13 protein-coding genes are annotated in these 11817 nt (G+C 65.7%); 11 read left to right on the top strand and 2 right to left on the bottom strand.

All coding sequences use genetic code 11. The features are described from left to right. Positions 1-4: 4 nt before the first annotated feature. The 5 genes from hemE (at position 5) to LO787_RS07165 (ending at position 4058) form a co-directional block, all read left to right on the top strand. Positions 5-1030 (top strand): uroporphyrinogen decarboxylase, encoded by a 1026-nt coding sequence (gene hemE, locus LO787_RS07185; protein WP_232495164.1) that lies wholly within the window; start codon positions 5-7, stop codon positions 1028-1030. A 31-nt stretch (positions 1031-1061) separates the two neighbouring features. Continuing rightward, a complete protein-coding gene (locus tag LO787_RS07180) occupies positions 1062-1502 on the top strand; it encodes a CopD family protein (protein ID WP_232495163.1) in 441 nt (146 codons plus the stop codon). A gap of 19 nt (positions 1503-1521) precedes the next feature. Further along, positions 1522-1857, top strand: coding sequence for a hypothetical protein (locus LO787_RS07175; RefSeq protein WP_232495162.1), 336 nt, complete (start codon positions 1522-1524; stop codon positions 1855-1857). Between the two features lie 200 nt (positions 1858-2057). Further along, on the top strand, positions 2058-3314 hold the full coding sequence (gene rho / locus LO787_RS07170) for a transcription termination factor Rho (protein ID WP_232495161.1): 1257 nt from the start codon (positions 2058-2060) through the stop codon (positions 3312-3314). 21 nt (positions 3315-3335) lie between these two features. Next, a complete protein-coding gene (locus LO787_RS07165) occupies positions 3336-4058 on the top strand; it encodes a TerC family protein (RefSeq protein WP_232495160.1) in 723 nt (240 codons plus the stop codon). Positions 4059-4137: 79 nt separating this feature from the next. Here LO787_RS07165 and LO787_RS07160 read toward each other — a convergent pair whose 3' ends face one another. Both LO787_RS07160 and LO787_RS07155 read right to left on the bottom strand, forming a co-directional pair. Further along, positions 4138-5106, bottom strand: a complete 969-nt coding sequence (locus tag LO787_RS07160) for a quinone oxidoreductase family protein (RefSeq protein ID WP_232495159.1) — start codon at positions 5104-5106, stop codon at positions 4138-4140. Between the two features lie 13 nt (positions 5107-5119). Next, positions 5120-5818, bottom strand: a complete 699-nt coding sequence (locus LO787_RS07155) for a dienelactone hydrolase family protein (RefSeq protein ID WP_232495158.1) — start codon at positions 5816-5818, stop codon at positions 5120-5122. Positions 5819-5923: 105 nt separating this feature from the next. Between LO787_RS07155 and LO787_RS07150 the strand changes: the two genes are divergently transcribed. From LO787_RS07150 to LO787_RS07125, 6 genes are all read left to right on the top strand, one after another. Beyond that, positions 5924-6181 carry a DUF6489 family protein gene (locus LO787_RS07150; RefSeq protein ID WP_232495157.1) on the top strand — a complete coding sequence of 86 codons (258 nt, stop codon included), beginning with the start codon at positions 5924-5926 and terminating at the stop codon, positions 6179-6181. A gap of 45 nt (positions 6182-6226) precedes the next feature. Beyond that, complete coding sequence (mnmE, locus tag LO787_RS07145) at positions 6227-7504, top strand: tRNA uridine-5-carboxymethylaminomethyl(34) synthesis GTPase MnmE (protein ID WP_232495156.1); 1278 nt, start codon at positions 6227-6229, stop codon at positions 7502-7504. A 68-nt stretch (positions 7505-7572) separates the two neighbouring features. Then, positions 7573-9420, top strand: coding sequence for a tRNA uridine-5-carboxymethylaminomethyl(34) synthesis enzyme MnmG (gene mnmG, locus LO787_RS07140; RefSeq protein WP_232495155.1), 1848 nt, complete (start codon positions 7573-7575; stop codon positions 9418-9420). After that, positions 9417-10058: a 16S rRNA (guanine(527)-N(7))-methyltransferase RsmG gene (rsmG, locus tag LO787_RS07135; RefSeq protein ID WP_232495154.1), complete on the top strand. Its 642-nt coding sequence runs from the start codon at positions 9417-9419 to the stop codon at positions 10056-10058. The genes mnmG and rsmG overlap by 4 nt, the downstream gene beginning before the upstream one ends. After that, a complete protein-coding gene (locus LO787_RS07130) occupies positions 10055-10831 on the top strand; it encodes a ParA family protein (RefSeq protein WP_232495153.1) in 777 nt (258 codons plus the stop codon). The genes rsmG and LO787_RS07130 overlap by 4 nt, the downstream gene beginning before the upstream one ends. Next, positions 10828-11796 (top strand): ParB/RepB/Spo0J family partition protein, encoded by a 969-nt coding sequence (locus tag LO787_RS07125; protein WP_232495152.1) that lies wholly within the window; start codon positions 10828-10830, stop codon positions 11794-11796. Before LO787_RS07130 ends, LO787_RS07125 begins: the two co-directional genes overlap by 4 nt. Positions 11797-11817: the final 21 nt, after the last annotated feature.

Genomic DNA, 11817 nt, shown 5'->3' with positions numbered 1-11817 from the left:
CGCGATGCCCGGAATTCTCCTCGACACCCTGCGCGGAACGAACGCGCGCCGCCGCCCGCTCTGGCTCATGCGCCAGGCGGGGCGCTACCTGCCCGAATACCGCGAGTTGCGCGCTGAAAAGGGCGGATTCCTGGCGCTCGTCTACGACACCGACGCCGCGGCCGAGATCACCCTGCAGCCAATCCGCCGCTTCGGTTTCGACGGCGCGATCCTGTTTTCCGACATCCTCATCGTCCCTTACGCGATGGGGCAGGATCTCCAGTTCCTCGCCGGGGAAGGCCCGAAGCTGACTCCGCGGCTTGTGGACAATGCGCTGTCGGGGCTGACTCAGGTGCCCGAGCGCCTCTCGCCGATCTACGAGACCGTCCGCAAAGTCCGTGCCGCGCTGGATGTGGACAAGACCATGCTCGGCTTCGCGGGATCGCCCTGGACGGTCGCCACCTACATGGTCGCGGGCGAGGGCAGCCGGGACCAGCACGACACGCGCGCGATGGCCTATCGCGATCCGGGCGCGTTCGGGGCGATCATCGAAGCGGTGATTCAGGTGACCGTGAAATACTTGTGCGGCCAGATCGAGGCAGGCGCAGAGGCCGTGCAGCTTTTCGATTCATGGGCCGGAAGCCTGTCGCCGACGCAGTTCGAACGCTGGGTCATCGCGCCCAACGCCGCCATCGTCGCAGCCGTGAAGGCGCGCCATCCCGAGACCCCGATCATCGGCTTCCCGAAGGGCTCGGGCGAGAAGCTTCCCGCCTATGCCCGCGAGACGGGTGTGGACGCGGTCGGAATCGATGAGACGATCGACCCGATCTGGGCCGCGCGCGAACTGCCTTCGGGCATGCCGGTGCAGGGCAATCTCGATCCACTGCTCCTGCTGGCGGGCGGCGAGGATCTCGACCGGCAGGCCTGCGCCGTGCTTGACGCTTTCGCCGACCGTCCCCACGTCTTCAATCTCGGCCACGGAATCGGGCAGCACACGCCCATCGCGAACGTCGAGCAGCTCCTTGCCACCGTCCGCGCCTGGGAGCGTTGAGACGGCGCCCCAGACCCGCTAGAGGACATCCATGACCATCCTCCAGAGTCTCTACCCCTGGCTGAAGGCCGGGCACGTCATCTTCGTGATCTTCTGGATGGCGGGGCTGTTCATGCTGCCGCGCTATTTCGTCTACCATCAGGAAGCGGAATCCGGCTCGGCGGAAGAGGCGCGCTGGGTCGATCGCGAAGCGAAGCTGCGCAAGATCATCCTGACCCCCTCGATGATCCTGACATGGGTATTCGGCGTGCTGACGGCGCTGGCGCTGGGTGCGTTCAGCGAGGGCTGGCTTCATGCGAAGCTGCTGTTCGTGATCGCGCTTTCGGGGTATCATGGCTGGCTCGTCGCCTATGCCAAGAAACTGGCGCGGGGTGAGCGTTCGCTGACCGGCAGGAAACTGCGGATGCTCAACGAAGTGCCCGGCCTTGCCGCCGTGGTGATCGTCATTCTGGTGGTCGTGAAGCCGTTCTGACCCGTTCGGGAGCCCTGACATGATCCTGATGCCTGTCCTCGCCGTGGCGATGATCTCCGCGCCGCCCCAGGCCGATCAGGATGACCTCCATTGCCTCGCCTACCTCTCGGTCGCCGCCGGGAAGGTCGAGGGCGAGCTTCGCCACAAGGTGGAGGCGGGAGTGCTCTACTACTTCGGCAGGCTGGAGGCGCGTCGGCCGCAGTACGACATTGCCGTCGAACTGGACAGGATTCTGCGCGCGCCGGGCTATGGCGCGCAAAGCTATCAGGCCGACAAGGCCCGCTGCCACGCGCAGCTCGATCCGCTGGCTGACCGCTTCGAGGCATGGCGCGGCCGTTACGAGAACGGGCAGTAGCGCTTCGGCGGCACCCCATTCCATTCGCCCCGTTCCGGTGGCGTCTGGCGGATTGACTCGTTGACCGCGAGGCGGGGAACGCTTATCTGAGCCACGTTCCGGCAACAGGGCGCGAGCCTTTGTCTCCTGCCTGGATCCGCTTTCCCCAAGCCCGATGATCCCGCCGGCCGACACTACAAATCCATCTGGAATCCAAGAAAATGCATCTCAAAGAACTCAAGAAGAAGTCATCGGCCGAGCTGGTCGAGATGGCAGAGGAACTGGGCGTCGAAAGCGCCTCCACGCTGCGCCGTCAGGATCTGATCTTCGCCATCCTCAAGGAAGTGGCTGAAGACGGTGAGGAAATCATCGGCCAGGGCACCATCGAAGTGCTGACCGACGGTTTCGGCTTCCTGCGCAATGCAGAGGCGAACTACCTCGCCGGTCCCGACGATATCTACGTCTCGCCGAATCAGGTCCGCAAGTGGGGCCTGCGCACCGGCGACACCGTCGAAGGCGAAATCCGCGCCCCCAAGGAGGGCGAGCGCTACTTCGCCATCACCAAGCTCATGAGCGTCAACTTCGACGATCCCGACGCGGTGCGCCATCGCGTCAACTTCGACAACCTGACGCCGCTCTATCCCGACAGTCGCCTCAAGCTCGACGGCCTCGACCCCACGGTCAAGGACAAGTCGGCCCGCGTGATCGACCTGATCTCGCCGCAGGGCAAGGGCCAGCGCGCCCTGATCGTCGCGCCGCCGCGCACCGGTAAGACCGTGCTGCTGCAGAACATGGCCAAGGCCATCACCGACAACCATCCGGAAGTCTTCCTCCTCGTCCTGCTCGTCGACGAGCGTCCGGAGGAAGTCACCGACATGCAGCGCTCGGTGAAGGGCGAGGTCATCTCCTCCACCTTCGACGAACCCGCGCAGCGCCACGTCCAGGTCGCCGAAATGGTGATCGAGAAGGCCAAACGCCTCGTCGAGCACAAGCGCGACGTGGTCATCCTGCTGGACTCGATCACCCGCCTCGGCCGCGCCTACAACACCGTGGTCCCCAGCTCGGGCAAGGTGCTGACCGGCGGTGTCGACGCGAACGCCCTGCAGCGCCCCAAGCGCTTCTTCGGCGCCGCGCGCAACATCGAGGAGGGCGGCTCGCTCTCCATCATCGCGACCGCGCTGATCGACACCGGCAGCCGCATGGACGAAGTCATCTTCGAAGAGTTCAAGGGCACCGGTAACTCGGAAATCGTCCTTGACCGCAAGGTGGCCGACAAGCGCATCTTCCCGGCTCTCGACGTGGGCAAGTCCGGTACCCGCAAGGAAGAGCTGCTCGTCCCGAAGGACCAGCTCACCAAGATGTGGGTGCTGCGCCGCATCCTCATGCAGATGGGCACCGTCGATGCGATGGAGTTCCTGCTCGACAAGATGAAGGACTCGAAGACCAACGAGGACTTCTTCTCGACGATGAACCAGTAAGCGGCCTGAAGGGGGGCAGTCTTGGATATCCTGACGATTCTAGCGGCTGCTCCGGGCATTCAGAGTCCGGCGGAGATCTGGCACCACATCGTCACCGACTTCGCGAACATCGGCACCCCGGCGGCGCTTTCCGCGTTCCTGCAGGTGCTGATGATCGACGTCGTGCTGGCGGGCGACAATGCCATCGTCGTCGGTGCGCTTGCGGCGGGGTTGTCTGCGGATCAGCGCAAGAAGGTCATCGCCATCGGCGTGATCGCGGCGCTCGTCCTGCGCATCGGCTTCGCGCTCGTCGTGACGTGGCTGCTGGGGATCGTCGGGCTCGTCTTCGCGGGCGGGCTGCTGCTGCTGTGGGTCGCGTGGAAGATGTACCGCGAACTGCATCACAGCCCGGTCGGCGAGCATTCCGTGGGCTCGCCCGAGATCGTCGGGGACGAGCGTTCGGGCCTCGCCCCCGCCAAGAGCTTCGGTTCGGCGGCGCTGTCCGTGGCGGTGGCGGACGTGTCGATGTCGATCGACAATGTGCTCGGCGTCGCCGGTGCGGCGCGCGAGCATCCCGGCATCCTGATCGTCGGACTGATCGTGGCAGTCGCCATGATGGGCCTCGCAGCCAACTTCATCGCGCGGTACATCGAGCGCTACAAGTGGATCGGCTGGGTCGGCCTCGCCGTGATCCTCTACGTCGCGGTGAAGATGATCTATGAAGGCTGGACGGATCCGGCGCTGGGGATCGTTTCGCTGTTCTGAGGAAAAGAGGAAACGCACCCTGTCATTATCTTCGTTACGCCCCGCAGCCGTCTTGCGCTGCGGGGCTTTTTTATGAGATTCAGGGGATGAGGACGGTGGAGCCGGTGGTCGCCCGGCTCTCCAGCGCACGATGGGCTTCCGCTGCATCCGCAAGCGCGAAGCGCTCGCCGATCTGCGGCGTGAGCACGCCCGATGCGATGCGGTCGAACAGCTTCTTCGCACTGGCAGCGAGCAGGTCCGGCGTTGCCACATAGTCTGCCAGAGTGGGCCGTGTGACGTAGAGCGAGCCGCCGCGCATCAGGTCCAGCACGCCGATCGGCGGCACTGCGCCCGAGGCATTGCCATAGCTCACCATCAGGCCCCGCTTGCGCAGGCAGGCGAGCGAGGCATCCCAAGTTGCAGCGCCGACGCCGTCGTAGACGACATGGCACATCGCGCCGCCGGTGATCGCGCGAACGGTGTCCGGCAGTTCGCCGACCGGGCAGGAGAGTGAATGCTCGCCCGGTACCTGAGCGGCCTTCTCCGGCGATCCGGAATGCGCGATCACCGTCACGCCCTTGTCGAGCAGCCAGGGCACCAGCAACGATCCCACGCCGCCCGCCGCCGAATGGACCAGCGCCACGTCGCCTGCCTTGGCGGGGAAGGTGTCCTCGGCCAGATAGCAGGCGGTCAGGCCCTTGAGCATGACAGCGGCGGCGATCTCCGGCGCGATGCCTTCCGGGATGCGGATCGCCTTGGCAGCCGGGATGGCGCGGTGGGTGGCATAAGCGCCGCCGTTCTGCGTCGTGCCAACCCGATCGCCTACGGAAAGACCCGTCACGCCATCACCCAGCGCGACGATCCGGCCGACGCTCTCCGACCCGAGGCTGATCGGCAGGGCATCGGGGTAGAGGCCCTTGCGGTAGTAGGTGTCAATGAAGTTGAGGCCGACCGCCTCGGTCTCGATCACGACTTCGCCGGGACCGGGGGAGGGCACGGCGAAGTCCTCGCGTTCGATCACTTCGGGGCCGCCGTGGGCGCGGACGATCATGCGGTATGCATCAGTCATGTCTCGGTGTCTCTCAGCCCAGGTGCTCGGCGAAGAAGGCGGCGGTGCGTCCGTCCGCCAGTTCGGCGCCCGCCTCGTCACGGCGCGCGCCGATCTCTGCGGCGAAGCCATGGTCGAGGCCCTCGTAATCGTAGAGGGTGACCTTCGGGTGATCGTCGAGCCCTTCGTGGATGACCTTCTGCGTTGCCGCATCGACGAAGTGATCGGCCATGGGAATGTGCAGCATCAGCGGCTTCGCGATCGCGTGCTTCTCGCCCAGCATCTGATCGATCATCACACCGTAGTAGCCGACCGAAGCGTCGATGTCGGTGCGTGCGGCGGTCATGTAGGCGATCTTGCCGCCCATGCAGAAACCGACCAGGCCGACCTTCTCGACGCCCTTCTCACGGCGGACCCAGTGGATCACGGCTTCGATGTCGCGGATGCCGAGGTCGAAGTCATGGCTCATCATGTGATTGATGGCCTGCTGGAACTCCCCCTCATCGTAGGGGCTCAGTTCGATGCCAGGCTTCTGGCGCCAGAACGTGTCGGGCGCGACGGCAAGGTAGCCCTTGGCCGCCCACTCATTCGCCTTCTTGCGGATTCCGGGATCGACGCCGAAGATTTCCTGCTGCACGATGATCGCGCCGCGCGGGGTGCCTTCGGGCTCCGCGACGTAGGCGGGGATCATGCCGTCATGGTCGAGCGTGGGAATCTCGGTGTTGGTGGCCATTGCTGTTCTCCTGCTGTCCGATGCGGTTGCGAGTAAGGCACTTGCAATGGACTTTGCCAAGCGCATGTGTCAGTCATGCTGCGATAAACGAGCAGGAGCCGGGCGATGAAGGTCAATGTCGAGGTCGAATGCTCGCCGGAGGAAGCGCGCCGTTTCCTGGGTCTGCCCGATGTGACCAAGGCCAACGAGGCTTACGTCGATGCGCTGACCAATGCGATGCAGGGCACCACCAATTTCGACCAGCTGAACGAGCTGACCAAGCAGGTCGCGCCGATGGGGCAGATGGGCCTCAAGCTGTTCCAGCAGTTCCTCGAGAACGGCGTCGCCATGGCCATGAGCGGCGCGACGACCAAGCCCAAGTAAGGCCTCCGGTAGAAAGCTTCCGGCGGCCCTGCTAGGGAGCGCGCGATGGACGATACGATCTTCGCGCTTTCCAGTGGCTCGCCGCCTGCTGCCATCGGGGTCATTCGGATAAGCGGGCCAAGCGCTGGCACAGCGCTGACAACACTGGCAGGACGTTTTCCCGAACCGCGCCGCGCTAGCTATCGCACTCTGAGTGTTTCACGTGAAACAGTGCTCGACCATGCGCTGATCCTCTGGTTCCCCGGGCCGAATACCGCAACCGGCGAAGATCTCGCGGAACTGCATCTGCATGGCGGCAAGGCCGTGGTCGGCGCAGTGGAAGCGGCGCTGGCAGAGCTGCCGGGGCTGCGTCGAGCGATGCCGGGTGAATTCACGCGCCGCGCCTTCGCCAACGGTCGGATCGATCTCGCCGAAGCAGAGGGGCTCGCTGATCTGCTCTCCGCGGAAACCGAACTCCAGCGCCGCAGTGCCATCGCCATGGCAGGCGGAGCGTTATCCCGACAGGTCGAGGACTGGCGCCTGCGTGTCCTCGGTGCCTCTGCTGCGGTCGAGGCGGTGCTCGATTTCGGAGACGAGGACGATGTCTCCGATCTCCCGCCCGACTTCATCGCGAGGCTCGATGTTCTTACCGCAGAGCTTGCCGACTGGCTTGCGCGCCCTCGCGCCGAGACCTTGAAGGACGGTTTCCGCGTGGTGCTGGCCGGGCCTCCCAATGCGGGCAAGAGCACCCTGTTCAATGCGCTGGTCGAAGACGAGGCAGCAATCACCGCGCCGCTCGCCGGCACCACGCGTGACGTCCTGACCCGGGCGGTCGCGATCGAGGGAGTGCCGTTCGTCTTCGCCGACACGGCGGGCCTGCGCGATGAGACTGACGATGTGATCGAGGCCATCGGCATCGACCGTGCCCGTGTGGCGCTCGATCGGGCGGACCTCGTGCTATGGCTTGGCGCCGAAGGACAGGGGCCTGACGGTGCGTGGGAGATCGCCGCGCAGATCGACCTGCCGTCTCATGAGCGCAAGGAGCAAGCACGGCATCAGGTTTCGGCGGTAACGGGGCAGGGGCTCGATGACCTGCGCCGCGATCTCGTCGATACCGCACACCATGCCATGCCGCGACCCGGAGACGCTGCACTCAACGTGCGCCAGCACCAGATTCTGGGCGAGGCGGAAGCGGCGCTGCGGGACGCAGGACTGGAATCCGATCCGCTGCTGGTAGCTGAGTTTCTGCGTCGCGCGCGCGTCGCCTTCGACGGATTGGTCGGGCGGGCCACTACGGAAGATATGCTGGACGCCTTGTTCGGCCGCTTCTGCATCGGAAAATAAGCGATGTTCCACGTGGAACACGACAAGGCGCTTTGACGGGAATTGCGCAAGGCGCTAAACGCGCGGCCATGCATTCCTTTGACGTGATCGTGATCGGCGGCGGCCATGCCGGCTGCGAGGCGGCTGCCGTCGCCGCGCGCATGGGCGCGCGCGTCGCGCTCGTCAGCTTCGACCTCGATGCGGTCGGCGCGATGAGCTGCAACCCGGCCATCGGCGGGCTCGGGAAAGGCCACCTCGTCCGTGAGGTCGATGCCTTCGACGGCCTCATCGCCCGTGCCGCCGACGCCGCCGCGATCCACTATCGCATGCTCAACCGCTCTAAGGGGAGTGCCGTGCAGGGGCCGCGCGTCCAGGCTGACCGCGCGCTGTTCAAGGCAGCGATCCATCGGCTGCTGAAGGAGCAGGGCGACCTGACCCTTGTCGCGGGCGAGGCTTCGGCGCTGGTGATCGAGGGCGGGCGCACAGTCGGCATCGACCTCGCCGATGGCACCCGACTCATGGCTCCCGCCACCGTCCTGTGTACCGGCACCTTCCTTGGCGGCACCCTGTTCCGGGGCGAGGAGCGCCTTGTCGGCGGTCGCATCGGCGAGGCATCTGCACAGCGGCTTGCGGCCCAGATGCGCGATGCGGCGCTGCCGATGGCGCGGCTCAAAACGGGCACGCCGCCGCGCCTTGATGGGCGCACCATCGATTGGGCCCGGCTGGGCGAGCAGCCGTCCGACGGTGAGGCCTGGACGATGTCCGCGATCGAAAGCCGCCGCACCGTCCCGCAAGTCTTCTGCGCGATCACCCGGACCAACGCGCGCAGCCACGATGTCATCCGCGCCAACCTCCATCGCTCGCCGCTGTTCTCCGGCGCCATCGGAGCGCAGGGGCCGCGCTACTGCCCCTCGATCGAGGACAAGATCCACCGCTTCGCCGACCGCGACGGGCACCAGATCTTCCTCGAGCCCGAGGGGCTGAGCACGCATCTGGTCTATCCCAATGGTATCAGCACCTCGCTGCCCGCCGACGTCCAGCTGGAAATGCTGCGCACCATGGAGGGGCTGGAGACTGTCGAGATGGTCGTGCCCGGCTATGCCGTGGAGTACGATCACATCGACCCGCGCGCGCTGCGCACCAGTCTGGAACTGCGCGAGATTCCCGGACTCTATTGCGCTGGCCAGATCAACGGCACCACCGGCTACGAGGAAGCAGCGGCGCAGGGACTGGTCGCGGGGCTTCATGCTGCGGCTGCGGTGCTCGGTCGCAATGCTCCGGCGCTCGACCGGGCGAACAGTTACATGGCGGTGATGATCGACGATCTGACGCTGCATGGCGTCAGCGAGCCCTACCGCATGCTCACCGCCCGCGCCGAGTATCGCCTGCGCCTGCGGGCCAACAATGCGACGACGCGCCTGACCCCGCTCGCCCTCGAAGTGGGTGCAGTGGGAGCGGGGCGGCGCGAATGGTTCGCGCGACGCGAGGAGGCGAGGGCGGCTCTGGCCGAAGCATTCGATCAGCCGGCCGCTTCGACCGAACTGGCGGCGGCGGGACTTCCCGTTCGTGCCGATGCCGGGCGTCTGCCGCTGCGCGAGTGGCTGCGCTTTGGCGGCGTGGATATGGCGGGGCTGTCGCCGTGGGTCGATCCCGCGTTGCGCGCTGACGAAGACTTGCTCGAAGAGATGGCCGAAGATGCGGCCTATGCGCCTTACCTCGAACGGCAGGAGCGTGAACTGCGCGACCTGCGAGCCAGCGAGGCGCTGCGCCTTGGCGACCACTTTCCTTATGCCGACATCGCCGGCCTCTCGCGTGAGATGGTCGAGCGGCTGACCAAGGCGCGCCCGGCGACGCTGGCGGCGGCGGGGCGTATTCCCGGCATCACTCCGGCAGCGCTGGCAGCGCTGCTCGTTCACGCCCGCAGGGAGGCTGCGTGATAACTACCGAAGACGAAGCGCGCGAATGGCTGCACGCTCTACCCGAATGCGATGATGCTGCAATGCAGCGACTGGAACTGCTGGTGGAGATGCTGGCGGAGGAAAACCAGCGCCAGAATCTCGTTTCCGCGGCAAGTCTGGACCAGGTTTGGTTGCGGCATATCGTCGACAGTGCCCAGCTCCTGCCGCATGTTCCACGTGAAACATCTTCGCCGTGGATGGACCTCGGGACGGGGGCAGGGTTTCCCGGACTGGTGATCGCCGCGTTGCGTCCCGAGTGCGAAGTCGTCATGGTCGAATCGCGCGCACGCCGGATCGAATGGTTGGACCGTGCGCGAATCGCGATGGGTCTGGACAAGGCGCGTGTCGAAGGACAGCGTCTCGAACTGGTCGAAACTCGTCAGGCCGCTGTCATCTCGGCGCGCGCTTTTGCACCGCTTGATAAATTGCTGACGTTATCAGCCCGATTTTCCACAAGTGACACCGTGTTCCTGTTGCCCAAAGGGCGGTCTGCCGGTCAAGAATTGGACGACCTTCGCAAGTGGCGGCATGTGTTCCACGTGGAACAGTCCCTGACGGACCCGCAGGCAGGCATCATTGTCGGCACGCTCGCCGGCGGGAAGGATATGACCAGGTGATCCGGATTGCCATCGCCAACCAGAAAGGCGGCGTCGGAAAGACGACCACCGCGATCAACGTCGCGACGGCGCTTGCCGCGACGGGATGGCGGACGCTGCTGATCGACCTCGATCCGCAGGGCAACGCCTCGACCGGGATCGGTGTCGGCGCGTCGGAGCGTGAGGCGTCTTCCTATGACGTGCTGGTGGACAAGGTGCCGGTCGGCCAGTGCGTGATGCCCACGCGCATCCCCAATCTAGACTTGCTGCCCGCGACCGTGGACCTGTCCGGTGCCGAGGTCGAACTCGTCAGCGCCGACGACCGCGCCCATCGCCTTCAGCGCACTCTCACGCCGGAACTCGGCTACGACGTTTGCCTGATCGACTGCCCGCCTTCGCTGGGGCTGCTGACGCTGAACGCGCTCAATGCCGCAGACACGCTGCTGGTGCCGCTGCAGTGCGAGTTCTTCGCGCTGGAGGGCCTCAGCCAGTTGCTCCAGACGGTCGAGCGCGTGCAGCAGCGCTTCAACCCCGATCTGGGCATCATTGGTATCGCTCTGACCATGTTCGACCGCCGTAACCGCCTGACCGAGCAGGTCTCCGAGGACGTGCGTTCGGTGCTCGGCAAGCTGGTGTTCGAAACCGTCATCCCGCGCAATGTGCGCCTGTCCGAAGCGCCGAGCCATGGGGTTCCGGCGCTCATCTACGATCACGCCTGCGCCGGTAGCCGCGCCTACATGGCGCTTGCCCGTGAGCTGATCACCCGACTGCCCGAAAAGAGGAAAGCGGCATGAACGACGATCCCATCATCCGCTTCAGCATCCCGCAGCCCAAGGCCGCGGGCGGCGCGCAGAAGCCCAAGGGCCTTGGCCGCGGCCTCGGTGCGCTGCTTGGCGAGACCCGGCGCGAGGAGCCCGTGGCACCTTCCGGCGGGGGCGGCACGATCGCGCCGTCGCGCGGTGGCCTTGCGGTGCTGTCGATCTCCGACATCAAGCCCGATCCGCATCAGCCGCGCCGCTATTTCGAGGAATCGGCGCTGGAAGAACTCGCCGCGTCGATCGCGCAGCGCGGGGTGATCCAGCCCATCATCGTGCGCCCGCTCGACAACGGGCGCTACCAGCTAGTTGCCGGTGAACGTCGCTGGCGTGCGGCGCAGAAGGCGCAACTGCACGAGATTCCCGCGCTGGTGCGCGAGCTGTCCGACCGCGAGGTCATGGCCTTGGCGCTGATTGAAAACCTCCAGCGCGAGGATCTCAATCCCATCGAAGAGGCGCGTGCCTACAACCGCCTTGCCGAACTGGAGGGCATGACCCAGGCCGAGATTGCCCGCATGGTCGACAAGAGCCGCAGCCACGTCGCCAACTTCCAGCGCCTGCTGGCACTGCCGGATGGCGTGATCGGTCTGGTCGAGAAGGGCCAGCTGTCGATGGGCCATGCCCGCGCGCTGATCGGCTGCGACGATGCAGAGGATATCGCGGACGCTGCCGTCTCGAAGCAGATGTCGGTGCGCGACGTGGAAAAGCTTGTCCGCAAGAAGCAGCGCGGCGACGTGACTCCGCGCCGTTCAGCCCGTGCCGCGCGCAACGCAGCTGAGGACGCTGACATCGCGGCGGTGCAGAACCACCTTGAGGAGTTCCTTGGGCTGCCGGTGAAGATCAGCGCCGATGCCGATCCCTCGACCGGTACCGTGACGATCCGCTATGCGACGCTCGATCAGCTCGACCTGATCTGCCAGCGCCTGACTGGCGGGGCGATCTAAGCTTTAACTCTCGTCATTGCG

The sequence above is a fragment of the Novosphingobium kaempferiae genome (assembly GCF_021227995.1).
In the GTDB taxonomy this organism is placed as follows: domain Bacteria; phylum Pseudomonadota; class Alphaproteobacteria; order Sphingomonadales; family Sphingomonadaceae; genus Novosphingobium; species Novosphingobium kaempferiae.
This window is presented reverse-complemented; position numbering and strand designations above follow the sequence as displayed.